The 17207-nt window shown below is 60.7% G+C and carries 15 protein-coding genes and 3 pseudogenes; 10 read left to right on the top strand and 8 right to left on the bottom strand.

Features of this window, described 5'->3' with window-relative positions; genetic code table 11:
- Window positions 1–46 precede the first annotated feature (46 nt).
- The 3 genes from ACYZTK_RS18975 to ypfJ (ACYZTK_RS18985) all read right to left on the bottom strand — a co-directional run bounded on the left by ACYZTK_RS18975 (window position 47) and on the right by ypfJ (ACYZTK_RS18985) (window position 2893).
- Window positions 47–1006: an alpha/beta hydrolase gene (locus ACYZTK_RS18975; RefSeq protein ID WP_462011248.1), complete on the bottom strand. Its 960-nt coding sequence runs from the start codon at window positions 1004–1006 to the stop codon at window positions 47–49.
- The gene (gene ypfJ / locus ACYZTK_RS18980; RefSeq protein ID WP_462011249.1) at window positions 1007–1900 is read right to left on the bottom strand and encodes a KPN_02809 family neutral zinc metallopeptidase; all 894 of its coding nucleotides are present in this window, start codon (window positions 1898–1900) and stop codon (window positions 1007–1009) included.
- Between the two features lie 150 nt (window positions 1901–2050).
- Window positions 2051–2893, bottom strand: a complete 843-nt coding sequence (gene ypfJ / locus ACYZTK_RS18985; protein ID WP_462011250.1) for a KPN_02809 family neutral zinc metallopeptidase — start codon at window positions 2891–2893, stop codon at window positions 2051–2053.
- A 176-nt stretch (window positions 2894–3069) separates the two neighbouring features.
- Between ypfJ (ACYZTK_RS18985) and ACYZTK_RS18990 the strand changes: the two genes are divergently transcribed.
- Both ACYZTK_RS18990 and ACYZTK_RS18995 read left to right on the top strand, forming a co-directional pair.
- On the top strand, window positions 3070–3849 hold the full coding sequence (locus ACYZTK_RS18990) for an IclR family transcriptional regulator (protein WP_462011251.1): 780 nt from the start codon (window positions 3070–3072) through the stop codon (window positions 3847–3849).
- A gap of 170 nt (window positions 3850–4019) precedes the next feature.
- On the top strand, window positions 4020–4922 hold the full coding sequence (locus ACYZTK_RS18995; RefSeq protein ID WP_462011252.1) for a DMT family transporter: 903 nt from the start codon (window positions 4020–4022) through the stop codon (window positions 4920–4922).
- On the opposite strand, the pseudogene ACYZTK_RS19000 reads toward ACYZTK_RS18995, so the two are convergent.
- Window positions 4903–5037, bottom strand: a pseudogene (locus ACYZTK_RS19000) (MFS transporter); the annotation flags it as partial. The gene ACYZTK_RS18995 and the pseudogene ACYZTK_RS19000 overlap by 20 nt on opposite strands.
- 223 nt (window positions 5038–5260) lie before the next feature.
- Here ACYZTK_RS19000 and ACYZTK_RS19005 point away from each other — a divergent pair.
- Window positions 5261–5938, top strand: a complete 678-nt coding sequence (locus ACYZTK_RS19005; RefSeq protein WP_462011253.1) for a TetR/AcrR family transcriptional regulator — start codon at window positions 5261–5263, stop codon at window positions 5936–5938.
- A gap of 135 nt (window positions 5939–6073) precedes the next feature.
- Here ACYZTK_RS19005 and ACYZTK_RS19010 read toward each other — a convergent pair.
- A pseudogene (locus tag ACYZTK_RS19010) lies at window positions 6074–6985 on the bottom strand (LysR family transcriptional regulator).
- Window positions 6986–7202: 217 nt separating this feature from the next.
- Between ACYZTK_RS19010 and ACYZTK_RS19015 the strand changes: the two are divergent.
- Entirely contained in the window at window positions 7203–7631 is a 429-nt protein-coding gene (locus ACYZTK_RS19015; protein ID WP_462011254.1) for a DUF4160 domain-containing protein, read from the top strand.
- Window positions 7628–8074 carry a DUF2442 domain-containing protein gene (locus ACYZTK_RS19020; RefSeq protein WP_462011255.1) on the top strand — a complete coding sequence of 149 codons (447 nt, stop codon included), beginning with the start codon at window positions 7628–7630 and terminating at the stop codon, window positions 8072–8074. The genes ACYZTK_RS19015 and ACYZTK_RS19020 overlap by 4 nt, the downstream gene beginning before the upstream one ends.
- Window positions 8075–8129: 55 nt before the next feature.
- On the opposite strand, the gene trmA is transcribed toward ACYZTK_RS19020, so the two are convergent.
- Both trmA and ACYZTK_RS19030 read right to left on the bottom strand, forming a co-directional pair.
- On the bottom strand, window positions 8130–9209 hold the full coding sequence (trmA, locus tag ACYZTK_RS19025) for a tRNA (uridine(54)-C5)-methyltransferase TrmA (protein WP_462011256.1): 1080 nt from the start codon (window positions 9207–9209) through the stop codon (window positions 8130–8132).
- Complete coding sequence (locus ACYZTK_RS19030; RefSeq protein WP_462011257.1) at window positions 9206–10501, bottom strand: NCS2 family permease; 1296 nt, start codon at window positions 10499–10501, stop codon at window positions 9206–9208. The genes trmA and ACYZTK_RS19030 overlap by 4 nt, the downstream gene beginning before the upstream one ends.
- Before the next feature lie 224 nt (window positions 10502–10725).
- Between ACYZTK_RS19030 and ACYZTK_RS19035 the strand changes: the two genes are divergently transcribed.
- The 5 genes from ACYZTK_RS19035 to ACYZTK_RS19055 all read left to right on the top strand — a co-directional run bounded on the left by ACYZTK_RS19035 (window position 10726) and on the right by ACYZTK_RS19055 (window position 15607).
- Window positions 10726–11166 carry a DUF4879 domain-containing protein gene (locus tag ACYZTK_RS19035; protein ID WP_462011258.1) on the top strand — a complete coding sequence of 147 codons (441 nt, stop codon included), beginning with the start codon at window positions 10726–10728 and terminating at the stop codon, window positions 11164–11166.
- Window positions 11167–11232: 66 nt separating this feature from the next.
- Complete coding sequence (locus tag ACYZTK_RS19040) at window positions 11233–11784, top strand: DJ-1 family glyoxalase III (RefSeq protein WP_462011259.1); 552 nt, start codon at window positions 11233–11235, stop codon at window positions 11782–11784.
- A gap of 105 nt (window positions 11785–11889) precedes the next feature.
- Complete coding sequence (locus ACYZTK_RS19045) at window positions 11890–12423, top strand: (2Fe-2S)-binding protein (RefSeq protein WP_462011260.1); 534 nt, start codon at window positions 11890–11892, stop codon at window positions 12421–12423.
- A complete protein-coding gene (locus ACYZTK_RS19050; protein ID WP_462011261.1) occupies window positions 12420–13406 on the top strand; it encodes an FAD binding domain-containing protein in 987 nt (328 codons plus the stop codon). Before ACYZTK_RS19045 ends, ACYZTK_RS19050 begins: the two co-directional genes overlap by 4 nt.
- Entirely contained in the window at window positions 13406–15607 is a 2202-nt protein-coding gene (locus ACYZTK_RS19055) for a xanthine dehydrogenase family protein molybdopterin-binding subunit (RefSeq protein WP_462011262.1), read from the top strand. The genes ACYZTK_RS19050 and ACYZTK_RS19055 overlap by 1 nt, the downstream gene beginning before the upstream one ends.
- On the opposite strand, the pseudogene ACYZTK_RS19060 reads toward ACYZTK_RS19055, so the two are convergent.
- Window positions 15604–16841 (bottom strand): annotated as a pseudogene (locus tag ACYZTK_RS19060) (MFS transporter). The gene ACYZTK_RS19055 and the pseudogene ACYZTK_RS19060 sit on opposite strands and share 4 nt — an antisense overlap.
- Window positions 16842–17207 lie beyond the last annotated feature (366 nt).

Below are 17207 nucleotides of genomic sequence, written 5' to 3' on the forward strand. Positions count from 1 at the left end.
GGGAGCAAGGCTTGCCCGCGATGGCTTATCCCAAGCACCAAAGGGCCTACTGCCCAAACAACACTGTGCGCCCCTCGGGCGACATGAACATCCCGTCGCCATCGTGCCCAACTCCGGGCACCTCGAGCAGTTGCTGATTCAGCCCCTGGGGATGGTCGCGCTTCAGATACTCGAAATAATTACGCCCGCGCGCCAAGCGATTTGCTCCCTGGGCTTTCGCTTCGCAACTCTTGTCCAGTGCCGGATGATTCGGATCGGTGTCCTGCTGGCCAAGCAGATAAACGATGTCACGTTTGACGTAGCTGGCCTCCAGAGTCGCTGGCGTCTGTCCCTGCGCATACGCAGGCAAATCCGCCAGCCCGTACTTCCAGCGATTAAATCCGGGGCAGCCGGCGTGGCTGAACGCTACCGGCCGACGCTCGTCGAAAAACGCATAGGAAGACGGGTTGGCAACCACGTAGCGCACCCGCACTCCAGCGGCTGCGAGGTCGGGTTGATCGTGACTCAGCAGCGCATACCGCTGAACCACCTGAGCACCGCCAGAATGTCCGGCAACCACCACTTCCTTCAGCGCAGGAAACTGCTGGCGATCAGCAAACCGGCCGATGATCTCGTCCAGCGCACCGTACGAGCTCAGGGCAAATGGCGCTGTGGATAAACCACCGGCCATCCACTCATTACCCTGCCAGCGCAAGACCGTGTCGGGCTGCGGATGCAGCGCGAGATCGATTTCATTGAGGAACTGCGGTGCGATCACCAGCGTGGTCGCGGCCTGTCCCGCTTGCTCGGCCGCGCGCTCAGCGGTTTCGCGATAGGTCTCGGCATTGCGCAAGCGGCCGTGGAGGATGATCAGGACCCGTTCGATGGTGACCGGTGCCGAGCCGATGCCGACTGCCATCTCGCCTTCTTGCAACAGCAGGCGCCCGGGGCTGACCTCCCGGACACCGTGCTCGGCCGCCTGGGTGCCGGTGCAGATGAGCAACAGGACCAGCCACCCCTTGTTCATCTACAGGCTTTTCGCGGCGAAGGTGTCGCACTGGCTGATCTGGCCCTGGGCGAACCCGGTCTTGAACCAGCGCACCCGTTGCGCCGAAGTGCCGTGAGTGAACGAGTCTGGCACCACACGACCCTGCCCGCGCTGCTGCAGACGGTCATCGCCGATAGCATTGGCGGCATTCAGCGCTTCCTCGATGTCACCGGGTTCGAGCCAGTTCAGGCGCTGCTGCGCGTTGTTGGCCCAGACACCGGCCAGGCAATCGGCTTGCAGCTCCTGACGAACCAGCAAGCCGCCATCACCTTCCATCTGCCGACCTTGCTGGCGCGCGGCCTGGATTTTTGCCGAGACACCGAGCAGCGTCTGTACGTGATGGCCTACTTCGTGAGCGATCACGTAGGCTTGGGCGAAGTCACCGGCGGCGGAAAAGCGTTGGGACATCTCCTGGAAGAAACTGGTGTCCAGGTAGACCTTCTGATCGGCCGGGCAATAGAAAGGCCCGGTGGCCGAGCTGGCCATGCCGCAAGCAGAGTTGACCCGACCGCTGAACAGTATCAGGGTCGGGTTTTTATACTGCCTGCCGGCCTGCTGGAAAATCTGCCCCCAGGTGTCCTCGGTATCACCGAGGATCGAGCGCACGAACTCGGCGCCTTCGTCGTTGGCCGGTGGCGCCTTGCGGCTCTGGGTAGTAGCCGGTGCGGACTGCTCGCTCATCTGCCCGGTCAGTTGTCCGAGAATCTGCATGGGGTCCTGGCCGGTGATCCAGCCGATGCCGACGATCAGGATAATCGCCGTCAGGCTCAACCCTTTGCCGCCGCCGAAGCGCATCCCGCCGCCACCGCCGCCGACATCATCTCCACGGGCATCGACTACGTTGTCGCTGCGTCGGCCTTTTTTCCATAGCATGGGTGAGCCCTCTTTCCTTACTTGATGAAGATGCGTGGTGAAGAGTGTTGCTGGTGTGCAGGAGCCGCGCCAGTCCGGTCGTCTGACAGCCTTGTGGCGCGACGGTTCTACGGGGGAGGAGAGATCAGTGAATTCGCGGGTCGAAGCGTATCAGGGCAAGTCGACGCTGAAGGTGTCACAGCTACCGATTGTGCCCTGTTCAAAACCCCGATTGAACCAGTGCTTGCGTTGCTCGGAGGTGCCATGACTGAACGTCTCGGGGACGACGCGGCCTTTTTGTGCCTGCTGCAAATAGTCATCGCCAAAGGTCGCGGCAGCATTCAGGGCCTCGTCCACATCTCCAGGCTCAAGCCAGTCGAGGCGTTGCTGCGCGTGATGGGCCCAGACCCCTGCCAGGCAGTCAGCCTGCAGTTCGCCGCGGACTTCCAGGCCATTGTTGCCAGTGACTTTCTGCCGCTGGGCCAAGGCGTCTTCCAATGGCTGCGAGAGTCCCAGCTCGATCTGCACGTGATGTCCCACTTCATGGGCAATGATGTAGGCCTGGGCGAAATCACCCTCCACCGAGTAGCGTTCGGCCATGGCCTGAAAAAACCCGAGATCAAGATAAACCTGCTTGTTCGCGGGGCAATAGAACGGACCGCCGCCGGTGCCGACGTAACCGCAACCGGAACTCACCCCATTGCCGAACAGGGTCAATGTGGGTTCGGGATAGACCCGGCCGGTTTCGGCGAAGAGTGGTTTCCAGGTGTCTTCGGTGTCCCCCAGGATGGCCTTCACGAATAGCAGTGGGGTGTCGATGGCCGGTGCCGGTATCTCCGCGCCGGGTTGCACTGCGGGTGCGTCGGTTGATGGTCCCAGGACTGTATAAGCCCCGGCACCTGCAAGCGAAAGTGCCAGGCCGGCACCGAGTATTACCCCTGTGGATTTACGGGCGTCCTTGCCCTCGCGTATGTCGTTGACGTTGTCACTGGGTCTTGCCTTGTTCCATAACATAGTGGTGCTCTCACATGGATTGATGAAGGCGGGAATCGCCGCTTCTATGAATAACGCCAGCGGCAGAAACTTGTGCGGTGAATATGTAAGCCCAAGTAAGACGGTAGTCAGTTCCAGATTTCTTATTTCGACGATTGTCTTTTAGAATTACTAAAACCTTTCACGTGGAACCTCTAATGGCCGGCAGTCAAATCGAACGTGTCTTCAGCGTGCTGGAAAGTCTCACCAGTGAGTCTCAAGGTGTGCCGATGCAGGTGCTGGCCGAGCAGTTGGGCATCCCCAAAAGCGCCACGCACCGCCTACTCGCCGAGCTGATCCGCCTGGGTTACGTCCGGCAGAACCCGGACACCCTGCGCTATCACCTGTCGACCAAGCTGGTGGCTATGGGCTTTCACTATCTGGCCTGCAGCGGCAGTGACATCGTCCAGCCCGTCCTCGATCGCCTGGCGCATGAAACCGGCGAACTGGTGCGGCTGGGGGTGATCTCCGGGGAGAGATTGACCTGGATCGCCAAGTCCCAGGGCGCGCGATCCGGCCTGCGTTACGACCCTGACATGGGACGCGATGCACCGCTGTTCTACACCGCCTCGGGACATGCCTGGCTAGCCAGCCTGTCCGATGCCGAAGCCCTGGCCCTGGTCGAGCGCCAGTCCAGCGAGGCACTACCGGCCCCGGGGCCGAATGCGCCGCGCTCGAACATTGAACTATTGGAACGATTGCGCGAGGGCCGCGAACAGGGCTACGCCTGGGTCGAGGAGAGTTCGGCGGTGGGCACTTCGGCCATTGCCGCAGTGGTGCGCCATCCGCTGGATTCGCGGGTAATCGGCGTGCTCAGTATTGCCGGTCCCAGCGCGCGATTGCCGGGGGCACGCTTGCATGAGCTGGCGTCACTGCTGTTGCAATTTACCGAAGAACTCTCGGCTGCCAGCCAGGCCTCGGAATTCTTTAATGGTTGAGAGTCAATTGTTGATGGTTCAACGGTTGATTGTCCGAGACGAGTGCAATGGCCTGGATGGAAAAACTGTACGCTATTCGCACGTTTTCTTGACCTGCTTGTTTGAAAAAATGGAACAAGGTTCTAAAATATTGATCAATTGGCTGGTTATTCCTTTCAGAGAACATCGCCTTGCCGTCACGTATCAGCACTCCGCTCTCCGGCGTCAACCATCCCTTCAAGGGTATCTTGCTGATCGTTGTCGCGACTTTTCTGTTCTCCAGTCACGACGCCTTGTCGAAATACCTGTCGGGTTTCTATCCAATCATCATGGTGGTGTGGGCTCGTTACGTGGTGCACACCCTGTTGATGGCGGGGATATTCCTGCCGCAGTCGGGCCTGCGGGTGCTGCGCACCAAGCGGCCAATGCTCCAGCTGGTCAGGGCCCTGTGCTTGTTGGGCACCAGTCTGTTTTTCACCACCGGCCTGCAGTACATCCCCTTGGCTGAAGCCACGGCGGTCAACTTCCTCGCCCCGGTGCTGGTGACTGCGCTGTCGGTGCCGCTGTTGCGCGAGCACGTGACCCGCGGGCAATGGATCGCGGTGATTTGCGGGTTTATCGGCGTGTTGATCATCGTTCACCCCGGCGGTGAACTGTTCACCCCCGCAGTGCTGCTGCCTTTATGTTCGGCGCTGTTTTTCTGTTTCTACCAATTGCTGACCCGCAAACTGAGCGAGATCGACAGCCCGACAACGAGCAATTTCTTCGCCGGTTTGTGCAACACCCTGGTGATGAGCGCGCTGGTGCCGTTCTTCTGGCAGATGCCCACGTTGAACCATGGCTTGCTCATGGTGGCGCTCGGGGCTTGCGGGATGACCGCGCACTTGTTCCTGACCCAGGCGTTCCGCTACGCGGCCCCGGCATTGCTGGCGCCGTTCAGTTACTGCCAGATTGTCTTTGCAGGGTTGCTGGGCTGGCTGCTGTTTTCCCACACCCCGACCCTGACCACGATTGTCGGGATTGCGGTGATTTGCTGCAGCGGACTGGCCGCCGTGTGGCAGCAGAGCCGGCGTGGCCTACCAACTGGGTCATGAACATCCCGCCAATTGCGGCGCACATGCCGCCAAAGCCAAACACCGTACTCATCATGTGCTTGGGCGTGTAGTCCATCACCAGGCTCCAGATGTTGGCGGTCCAGGCCTGGTGCGCCGGATGGCAGCCTGATTTACCTGGTGGACCAGGAGGCCGACGTCCATGGCACCGACTTCAACCTGCAGCCGGCAACCCTGGCCAAATCACGCAGCGGCGCGGTCCGTCAGGCGAAGTTGTAGGAAATTGGTAAGCACGAGGCCAATCCGTTGCCGCGCGGCTTCCTTCGCTGTGCGGCGCGGCCCATAATCGCCGCCTGTGCAGTGATGGCCGTGAGCCCGCAATGACGATAACTTCAGAACTCTCCGCAGTGCCCGACGAATCTGTTGCCGAGCCGCGCAAGAGCCGCAAGAACAACCCGGAAAAGACTCGCGAGAATATCCTTCAGGAAGCCATTGTCGAGTTCGTCCAGCAGGGACTTTCCGGCGCTCGGGTCGATGCAATCGCCGAGCGCATCCACACCTCCAAGCGCATGATTTATTACTACTTCGGCAGTAAGGAACAGCTCTACGTCGAGGTACTGGAGAAGTTGTACGGCGATATCCGCTCCACTGAAAACCGCCTGCACCTGACCGAACTGCCACCGGTGGAAGCGATCCGGCGCCTGGTGGAGTTCACCTTCGACCACCATGACCGCAACGTCGACTTCGTGCGCATCGTCTGCATCGAGAACATTCACAACGCCGAGTATGTGAAGCGCTCCGATGCGATCAAGACCATGAACACCACCGTGCTCGACTCACTGGGTGTCATTCTGCGTCGTGGTGCCGAGGGGGGCGTGTTCCGTGCGGGGCTGGACCCGCTGGACGTGCATCTGCTGATGAGTTCGTTCTGCTTCTATCGAGTGTCGAACCGCCACACCTTTGGCGAGATCTTCCAGATCGACCTGCCGGATGAAAAGATCAAGCAACGTCATCGAGAGATGATCTGCGAGTCGGTTCTGCGCTACCTCCAGCCATAATAAAAAGATCGCAGCCATCCAGCGCCCATCTGCATCACGCGTTCCACGCGAACACCCTGCAGGCCTCGGCGAAATTAACTTGGTCAATTGACGCGGTGGCAATTCGGGCTTTTGTGTGCGGTGATCGGACGTTTTTTAGCGCGGCAACTGTTCCACCAGGAAATCGATAAATGCCCGCAACCGAAGCGGCACGTGGCGACTCTGCGGATAAAGCAGGGTGAAGGGCCGTGATCGTCCGCCGTAGGGCTTGAGCACTTCCACCAGCGACCCGTCGGCCAGCTCTTTTTCCACGATAAAGCGATAGGTCTGAAACAACCCCGCGGCGTGTTTTGCCAGAGTCACGCCGCCCAGCACATCGTCCGAGCAACTGAGGCTGCCTTCGGCCAGGATTTCGACTGGCACGCCGTCGTCATTGAACAGCCAGGCGATCCGTCTGCCGCTGCTGGGCAATTCGTACTGAATGCATTCGTGCCGAGTGAGTTCATCGAGGGTCTGCGGCTCGCCTGCCCGCTTGAGGTAGTCGGGACTGGCGATCAGCACCAGGGGCGCGTCTTCGAGTTGGCGGGCGATCAGGCCTGAATCCGGGATCGCCCGCACGCGTATGGCCATGTCATAACCTTCGCCGACGAAATCGATGTTGCGGTTGCTGATGTGCACCTCGACTTTGACCTGGGGAAAGCGCGTCCTGAAAGCTGGCAGCAACGGCAGGATGCGGTGGTGGGCATAGGTGGTCGGAATACTGATGCGCAACGTGCCTTATGGTTGTTGCTGCTGGCCCATGACCTCGCGCTGGGCCTCGGCCAATTGCGCCAGCGCCTGGCGGCATTCTTCGTAATACCTGCGACCGCTATCAGTCAGCTTGACGCTGCGGGTGGTGCGCGCAAACAACCGCACCCCAAGGCGCTCTTCCATGCGCGACACCGAGCGACTCACCGCCGCCGGCGTCACCCCAGCCACCAGGGCCGCAGCAGTAAAGCTTCCAGCCTCGGCAGCCAGGCAAAACAGCTCGATGCTACCAAGCTGAAGATCGTCGAAGAGTCGCTGCATGGTTGATTACACCGTGGATCAAGTGAGGGTGATTCTGTACCGATCAAGGCGTGAGGCGAAAGGTTTGCTTACTTATTGGCAGGCTTGCTGACGGGCTCATGGCGCACGCAGGCGCTAGGCTAAAGCGCAGGCGCCCGATTCGGCTGAGAACGCCGGTCGTCGAAATTTTTGTGGATGGGGTCAGTAACTGACCCAGCAACCTAACGGATGGGTTAACATGAATGTATGTCGCTACAAGGGGCTTTCGCTGGTGATCATGCTGCGAGACGAACACTGTCCCCCGCACGCCCACGTGAACGCCGGGATCTGGAGCGCTCGATTCAGATTCAGCTTCTGGCATAACAGTGTCGAGCTGTGGGAGGTAGTCCCTCATTCACGTCGCCCGCCGGTTGGAGTACTGGAAGGGTTGCGCCAAGCGCTCAAGCAGCCCGCCCACCTGCGCCGGGCACGTGGCATATGGTGGAATAAATTGCAGACTGCCTGTCTTGATCATCAGTTATGGGATTGGCACAGCAGCGAAGTCGTGGTGATGAAGAGCATCGCCAGCACGACCTACATGATTGGATCGGCTCGGTATGAGCCCCAGAATGACAAGACCCTGCTGTCCCTGATCGGAGCACCGGAGGGCGTGGAGATCGAACTATGAGAACAATTAAGGCAAAAATACTGGTAGATCAACCAGTCACCGAAGCGATGCTGGACGACGCTATCGAACGTGGTCAACTGCGCCTGAAAAACTGTCTACAGGCGACTGCGGTGACTTTTGACGCGCCGTGCCTGACCGTCAGTTTCGAAGACGGCAGCGGCGTGTTGCTGCCGGTGAAGCACTACCCGGAATTCGATGATTTCAGTGTCGACGATTTCGTTGGCTTGACTGTCGGTTTCTCGGGGACTGCCCTGTGTCATGAGGGCAAGGATCTGCAGGTGTCGATTGCCGGAATGATTTCAGCCAGCAAGCCGTTGATGGCCATGGCTTCTTCGGTTGTCGCTTCGCGCAATGGTCGCCAAAGCAGCGTGGCGAAATCCGCCGCAGCCCGGGCCAATGGCAAGAAGGGCGGGCGTCCGCGCAAGGTTGATGTGGCGTTGTAAGCACCCACAAAAAAGCCGTCATGACGACGGCTTTGCTTGTTTCTGGCTACAGCACTCAGCGCCGGGTCAGCATTACGCCGGATTCCATGTGGTGAGTCCACGGGAACTGGTCGAACATTGCACAGCGGGTGATGCGGTGCGTGTCGTGCAGCTGGGCGATGTTGGCGGCCAGGGTTTCCGGGTTGCAGGAAATGTACAGGATGTTGTCGAAGCGCCGGGTCAGCTCGCAAGTGTCCGGGTCCATGCCGGCGCGGGGCGGGTCGACGAATACGCTACCGAATTCATAGCTCTTGAGGTCGATGCCTTGCAGGCGGCGGAACGGACGGACCTCGTTCAGGGCTTCGGTCAACTCTTCGGCAGACAGGCGCACCAGAGTGACGTTATCCACAGCGTTTTCGCTGAGGTTGCTCAGCGCGGCATTAACCGAGGACTTGCTGATCTCGGTGGCAAGTGCCTTGCGCACCCGGGTCGCGAGCGGCAGGGTGAAGTTGCCGTTGCCGCAATACAGCTCGAGCAAATCATCCGGGCGATCCCCCAGGGATTCATACGCCCAGTTGAGCATCTTCTGGTTCACGGTGCCATTGGGCTGAGTGAAGGCGCCTTCCGGTTGCCGGTAGCTGAAGGTGCGACCGCCCACTTCAAGCTTCTCCACCACGTAATCCTGACCGATGACTTCGCGTTTGCCCTTTGAGCGGCCAATCACGCTGACATTCAGGTCCGCTGCCAGCTCCGACGCGGCCGCGTGCCAGTGCTCGTCCAGCGGGCGGTGATAACACAGGGTGATCATCGCGTCGCCGGCCAGGGTGGTCAGAAATTCCACCTGGAACAGCTTGTTGCTCAGCGCCGCGCTTGCTTGCCAGGCGGCCTTGAGCTGCGGCATCAGCTGATTGATGCGCAGGCTGGCGATCGGGAATTGCTCAATCAGGATCGGCGTGCGTTTGTCTTCCTGGGAAAACATTGCGTAATGACGCTCGCCGCCTTCGCGCCACAAGCGGAATTCGGCACGCAGGCGGAAATTCTGCAGCGGCGAGTCGAACACGGTCGGCTCCGGCGCATCGAATGGGGCCAGCAGGTCACGCAGGCGCGTGACCTTGTCTTCGAGCTGAGCGGCGTAGGCCTGGGAATCAAAAGTCATGCGTTAAACCAACCCAACTTGATCACGAACAGAATCGACAGAATCACCAGCGCCGGGTTCAGCTCACGGGCGCGGCCGGACAGCAACTTGATCGCGGTCCAGGAGATGAAACCGAAGGCGATGCCGTTGGCGATGGAATAAGTGAACGGCATGGCCAGGGCGGTGACCACTACCGGTGCCGCTACGGTGATGTCATCCCAGTCTATTTCGGCCAGGCCGGAAGTCATCAACACTGCGACGAACAGCAGTGCAGGGGCGGTCGCGAACGCCGGAACGCTGGCGGCCAGTGGCGAGAAGAACAGCGCCAGAAGGAACAGGATCGCCACTACTACTGCGGTCAGTCCCGTGCGGCCACCGGCGCTCACGCCGGCTGCGGACTCGATGTAGCTGGTAGTGGTCGAAGTACCCAGCAGCGAACCGGCCATGGCTGCGGTGCTGTCGGCAATGAGCGCACGGCCCATTTTCGGCATGTGGCCGTCTTTGCCCATCAGGCCGGCACGCTTGGCGACACCGATCAGGGTGCCGGAGTTGTCGAACAGGTCGACGAACAGGAAAGCAAAGATAACGCTGACCAGGCCGATGTCCAGCGCGCCTTTGATGTCCAGCTGCAGGAAAGTCGGCGCCAGGGATGGCGGCATCGACATCACGCCACCGAACGGAGTGAAGCCCAGGGCGATGGAGGCGATGGTCACTACAAGAATGCCGATCAGCACCGCACCGCGTATTTTCATGGCTTCAAGGGCGACGATCAGCGCGAAGCCGAGGGTCGCGAGAATCGGTGCCGGTTGCTTCAGGTCCCCAAGGCCGACCATGGTCGCCGGGTTGCTGACCACGATGCCGGCGTTGTGCAGGGCAATCAATGCCAGGAACAGGCCGATACCGGCTGCAATCGCTGAGCGCAGTGGCAGCGGGATGCTGTTGATGATCCATTCGCGGATGCGGAAGATCGACAGCAGGAAGAACAGCACAGCCGAGATGAATACCGCACCCAGCGCTACCTGCCAGGTATGGCCCATGTGCAGGACGACGGTGTAGGTGAAGAAGGCGTTCAGGCCCATGCCCGGTGCCAGAGCGATCGGGTAGTTGGCGATCAGGCCCATCACCGTCGAGCCAATGGCTGCTGCCAGACAGGTGGCGACGAACACCGCGCCTTTGTCCATGCCGGTCTCGCCGAGAATGCTCGGGTTGACGAACAGAATGTAGGCCATGGCCAGGAAGGTCGTGATGCCCGCAAGAATCTCGGTCCATACGTTGGTGTTGTGTGCCTTGAGTTGAAACAGCCTTTCCAGCATGTCTGCTCCCCGTGGCGCGCCCGGCGCCGTGAATGTATCGACCTCAACAGCAAAGCACAGACCGCGAAACGGGCCCGGCAATTTTCTGTGGGTCGGAAAAAGCCGCGCATCATACCAGCAGCGTGGGGCTGTGGCTGCTTATGGCTGAGATCGTCGTCGATGTTTTGCGTTAAAGCCAAGTGCGCCATACTGCGCGCTGGTTTTTGGGGTGACATGGGACTTGCATGAAGAAGCTTCTGGCTGGAGGGTTGGCGATGGGTATCGCACTGCTGGCGGGGCTGGCGTCAGCGGCGTCGGCGCCAGCGCTGAGCCAGGTCAAGGTGCTCAAGGTCGAATCGCCGGCGTGCGGCTTCGAGGACATTGCTGCGGGCCAGGAACAGACTCGCTGTAATCACGCAGGCCCGAATATCAAGGTGTATGTACTGGAAGTCGGCTACGGCCGCAGTGCGCGTGTTGGTCTGGACGGTTTTGAGGTCAACGGCACCCGGACCCCGATCTGCGCCTTTGATAATGGCAACCTGACGGAGTGCTCGGTCGGCAAAAAAACCGTCGGCTACCTCTATGTCTTCGACCTGGCAGGCAAGCAGGAGGGCACCTTTACCTTCAGCAACACCTCGATCAACGCGCCGGGCAACACACTGTCGACCCAGCTTTACATCAAGTAACTGCCCGCTCGAACAAGAGCCGGCAAAGCTGACTACGCTCTAAAGATCATTCCACGGAACGCACCCATGACCTTTAGAGCCCTGATTACCCTCGCCGAGGGCATCGATGACCTGCAAACCGTGACCCTGATCGATGTGCTGCGCCGCGCCCAGGTTGAAGTGGTCGTGGCGAGCATTGAAGGCCGGCGCATGCTCACTTGCGCCCGCGGTACTCGACTGACCGCCGATGCAATGCTGGTGGACCTGCTCGCCCAGCCGTTCGACCTGATCGTCCTGCCCGGTGGTGCGGTCGGGGCGCTACACCTGGCGGCCCATCAACCTCTGCAACAATTGATCAAGGATCAGGCTGCAGCCGGTCAACTGTTTGCCGCCATTGCCGAGTCTCCGGCGCTGGCGCTGCAGGCCTTTGGCGTTTTGCGTCAGCGGCGCATGACTTGCCTGCCCACGGTCAGCCAGCAGCTCTCGGGCTGCAATTTCGTCGATCAGCCGGTGGTGGTCGACGGCAATTGCATCACCGCTCAAGGTTCCGGGGCTGCGCTGGCATTTGCCCTGGCCCTGGTGGAGCAGCTCTGCGGCAAGGCCACGCGCACGGCGTTGGCCTCAGAAATGCTGGTCTGATACCACAGATCAATCCCCTTGAACGCTGCACACCCTGCGAAGTCGTACCCCTTATGACGGCGGTTTGCGAAAACGCCGCAATAGTCGACCAACCGTGAGGTGTACATGAGCGCGATCATCAACGACGCTGCGCCAGCGTCATTCGTCCGCCATCCACTGAGCCTGACGCTCAATGGTCAGGCGCGGCAACTGGGCGTCCTGCCCTGGACCACCTTGCTGGATCTGCTGCGGGAACAACTGGACCTGATCGGTACAAAAAAAGGCTGTGACCACGGTCAGTGCGGTGCCTGTACGGTATTGCTCAACGGCAAGCGGGTGAATGCCTGTCTGACCCTTGCAGTGATGTGCGATGGAGCCGAGCTCATCACCATCGAGGGCCTGGCCGACGGCAATCAATTGCATCCGATGCAGCAGGCCTTTATCAAGCACGATGCTTTCCAGTGCGGCTACTGCACGCCGGGGCAGATCTGCTCGGCAGTGGGCCTGGCCAACGAGGGTCGGGCCAGCACAACCGCCGAGATCAAGGAGCTGATGAGCGGCAACCTGTGTCGTTGCGGCGCCTACAGCAATATCTGCGATGCGATCGAAGATGCCTTGCCTGCCTGCGGCGATAAAGTCGCGCAAGGCGGTGTTCAATGAATCCCTTTCATTACAGCAAACCCGCGTCTGTGCAGGACGCTGTTCATCTTGCAGGCCCCGCATCACGCTTCATCGCCGGTGGCACTAACCTGCTGGACCTGATGAAGGAAAACCTCACGCGCCCCGAGCACCTGATCGACATCACCGGCTTGCCACTGCGTGAAGTTCGCGAGACGGACAGCGGCGGCCTGCTGATCGGCGCGCTGGTCAGCAATGCCGACCTGGCCTGGCACCCATTGATCGAGCAGCGTTACCCGCTGTTATCCCAGGCAATCCTGGCCGGAGCATCGCCGCAGCTGCGCAACATGGCCAGTACCGGTGGCAACCTGCTGCAACGTACCCGCTGTTATTACTTCTACGATGCCAGCGTGCCTTGCAACAAGCGCGAACCAGGCAGCGGCTGTCCGGCGCGGGACGGCTTGAACCGTATCCATGCGATCTTCGGCGCCAGCGCGCAGTGCGTCGCCACCCATCCCTCGGACATGTGCGTGGCTTTGGCAGCACTCGAAGCGGTGGTTCACGTGCAAGGTCGTGGTGGCGCGCGAACCATTGAGTTTGCCGATTTTCACCGACTGCCCGGTGATGCGCCGGAGCGTGACAATCAATTGGCCGACGATGAGTTGATCACAGCCATCGAATTGCCCGCCAATGGTTTCGCCGAATCCAGCCATTACCTGAAGATCCGCGACCGCGCCTCTTATGCCTTCGCGCTGGTATCGGTGGCCGCGGCGCTCGACATGGACGGGCCGCTCATTCGTGACGCACGCCTGGTGCTGGGCGGTGTGGCGCACAAGCCGTGGCGCGACAAGGCAGTGGAAAACGCCCTGGTGGGCAAGACCGTCAGCCGCGAAACCTTCACCGCTGCCGCCGATGCGTTGCTGCAAAACGCCGAACCGCTTCAACACAACGCATTCAAAGTCAAACTGGCGCGCCGGGCAATCATCCGTGCGTTGAGTGATGCCGCGCTGGGAGGGCAAGCCTGATGAATACCTTCACCCAACCCATGGGCCAGCCGCTGGATCGTGTTGACGGCCACCTCAAGGTGACCGGGCAGGCGCGCTACGCCGGCGAGTTTCCCGAGCAGGGCCTGCTGCATGGCAGCGTAGTGTCCAGCACCATCGCCAGCGGACGAGTGCTCAGCATGGATGCCTCGGCGGCGCTGGCACTGCCGGGTGTTGTCGCGGTAATCGATCATACGAATCGGCCGCAGATCGCCAGCTACGACAAGGATTACGACGACGCCGACTCAGCCGAGGGCTCGCCGTTTCGTCCGCTTTACAATGATCGCGTGCTGTACAGCGGCCAACCGCTGGCGCTGGTGGTGGCCGACAATCTGGAGCTGGCGCGGCATGCTGGATCGCTGGTGCGCATCGAATATGCAAGCGACGCGCATCAGACCGATCTCCTGTCGATGCAGGACGAAGCTCATCCGGCGCCCGCCGAACTGCCTAAACCCCGTGGGAATTTTCAGGCGGAGCTCGCTGGAGCGGCGCTGAGCCTCGATTTGAACTACAGCACCCCGATTGAACATCACAATCCGATGGAGCCACACGCCAGCACGGTGCTCTACCAGCCCGATGGCAGCTTGCACATTCATGACAAAACCCAGGGGCCGCAGAACTGTCAGTCCTACGTGCAGAAAGTCTTTGGCCTGGAGAAAGAGCAGGTCAGAATTTTCGCGGCCTTTGTCGGCGGCGCGTTTGGTTCGGGACTGCGTCCGCAGTATCAATTGCCACTTGCGGTGATGGCTGCACTCAAGCTCAAGCGTTCGGTGCGCGTAACCCTGACCCGTCAGCAGATGTTCACCTTTGGTTACCGACCTCGCACCCTGCAACGTCTGCAGCTGGGTGCGGCGGCCAACGGTCGTTTGCTGGCGCTGGGCCACACTGCGATCGGCCAGACCTCGCGCTTTGAAGACTTCACCGAACATGTCGTGGAATGGAGCGGTATGTTGTACCACTGCGATAACGTGCAACTCACCTACAAGCTGGTGCCGCTGGACGTGTTCACGCCGCTGGACATGCGCGCCCCGGGCGCCGCGCTTGGCTTGATCGGCCTGGAGTGCGCCATGGACGAACTGGCCTGCGCGCTGGCGATCGACCCGGTGCAGCTGCGCCTGATCAATTATTCAGAGCGCAACCAGAATGAAGACAAGCCGTACTCCAGCAAAGAGCTGCGGGCTTGTTACCAGCAGGGCGCCGAACGTTTTGGATGGAGCAGGCGCAACCCTGAACCGCGCAGCATGCGCCATGATCGGCAATTGGTCGGCTGGGGCATGGCGGGGGGTGTCTGGGAGGCCCTGCAGATGAAGGCCAGTGCCAAGGCCAGTCTCGACCATGAGGGCAAGCTGACGGTCAGCAGCGCAACGACCGATATCGGCACCGGCACCTACACGGTGATGACGCAGATTGCCGCCCAGGCGTCAGGCGTGTGCGTGCAGGACGTCACTTTTGTCCTCGGCGATTCTTCGCTGCCCACCGCGCCGCTGCAGGGCGGTTCGTTTACCGTGTCCTCGGTCGGCACCGCTGTTCAGCAGGCCTGCGAAGCATTGAAAGAAAAACTGTTGGCGGTGGCGCGGCAGACTCATCCGGGATTCGCCGCCGTCACCTCGGAGCAAGCGATTTTCGAAGACGGACAGCTGAGTTTTGCCGAGTCGCGGGTGTCCCTGGCTGAGCTGGTCCGTGGCAGCGGTGAAGTGAACCTGGAGATTCAGGTGGACGCCGAGCCCGACAAGAAACGTGATGCCTACGCCACCGCCACGCACTCGGCAGTGTTTGTCGAGGTGTTGGTCGATGAAGATCTGGGCACGGTGAAGGTCAATCGTGTAGTCAGTGCCATCGCAGCTGGGCGTGTCGTGAACCCGAAAATGGCCCGCAGCCAGATTCTCGGCGGCGTGGTCTGGGGCATCGGCATGGCGCTGCACGAGGAAACCCAAACCGATCATGCACTCGGTCGGCACATGAACCACAGCCTCGCCGAGTATCACATCCCGGTGAACGCCGACATCGGCGACATCGACGTGCTGTTCGTGGAAGAACACGACGAGATCGTCAACGCCCTGGGTTCGAAAGGCGTGGGTGAGATCGGCATCGTGGGTGTCGCGGCCGCAGTGGCCAATGCGATTTATCACGCCACGGGTAAAAGGGTGCGGGACTTTCCCATCACTCTCGACAAGCTGCTTTAAGCCTTGGCTTCTTCCGCCGGGACATGCATGCGGTCGCGGTTGGCCAGGGTCGGGAACAGTTTGATCCAGACCCCGGTCACGACTAGCGTGCCGATACCGCCCATGACCACCGCCGGAAGGTGCCGAACCAGTGAGCGGTCAGGCCGGATTCGAACTCGCCCAGTTGGTTCGAAGCGCCGATGAACAAGCCGTTCACGGCGCTGACCCGGCCGCGCATTTCATCCGGAGTTTCCAGCTGCACGAAGGAGGCCCGGATGACCATGCTGATCATGTCCGCGGCGCCCAGCACCACCAGTACGGCGAGGGAAAACCAGAATGAGGTCGACAGGCCGAAGGCAATGGTTGCGACGCCGAACACGCCCACCGCCGTGAACATGACCCGGCCGACCTGGCGATCCACGGAAAACCGCGCGAGCCACAGGGACATGAGTAAGGCGCCCACCGCCGGGGCCGATCGCAACAGCCCCAGGCCCCAGGAGCCGGTCAACAGAATGTCCTTGGCAAACACCGGCAGCAGGGCGGTCGCGCCGCCGAGCAGCACGGCAAACAGGTCCAAGGAAATCGCCCCGAGGATGTCCGGTCGGCTGCGAATGAAACGAATGCCCGCCAGCAACGAGTCCAACGTGGCCTTGCCTTTGTTCAGAGGAGTCTGCCGGGCCGGCAGGTTGAGCATGAGGCAGCAGGCAATGATGTACAGAATGACCGTGGGGCCATAAACCCACACACTGCCGAAGGCATACAGCAGACCGCCCAACGCAGGGGCGACGATGGTCGCCGATTGTTGCGCCGACTGGGCGGCGGCCACCGCGCGGGGAAACAGCGCGCTGGGCACGATGCCAGGCAGCAAGGCTTGGGTGGTGGGCATCTCGAAGGAACGCGCAGCCCCCAGCAGGAACGCGAGGATGAAGATCATTTCCCGGGTGACATGCTCGGTCGCGCTGCCGATGGCCAGGGCCAGGGCAATCAATGCCTGCAGCGACTGGCAAATGGCCGCGACCTTGCGCCGGTCATAGCGGTCAGCTACGTGTCCGGTGTGCAGCATGAACAGCACACGCGGGGCAAATTCCACCAGCCCCACCAGACCCAGGTCCAGCACGTTCCCGGTCAGTTGGTACAGATTCCAGCCGATGGCTACGGTGAGCATCTGGAAGCCACTGGCGGTAAATACCCGAGCCAGCCAGAACGCGATGAAGGGGCGATGGTGACGTAACAGCAAAGGCGCTTGGCTGGGCATCTGGAGACAGATCTTGAGCGAGGGAAGTCCGAGATTATCACCAAGCTGTAACCAGAAGTTACAAGCCGGGAAATTTTAGTTAGCTAAACACCGATCTCAAGAATGCCGCCGTCCCCCTGTGGGAGCGGGCTTGCTCGCGAAGGCGTCGGCACATCCAGCAAAAATGTATCAGGCAGACCGCTTTCGCGAGCAAGCCCGCTCCCACAGGGAATATGTTACGGCTGGTTGCGAGATCTATGAGGCAACCTGTCACGCGGCAAAAGACCACACCGGCCATCGCCAGAAATGGGACTACTCTTTCCCTTATGCTTGATCCAGATCAAAACCCTCCGTGGAAATGATCCGGCGGCCAGATGGCCAGACTCC

This window comes from Pseudomonas sp. LB3P31, from assembly GCF_054897945.1.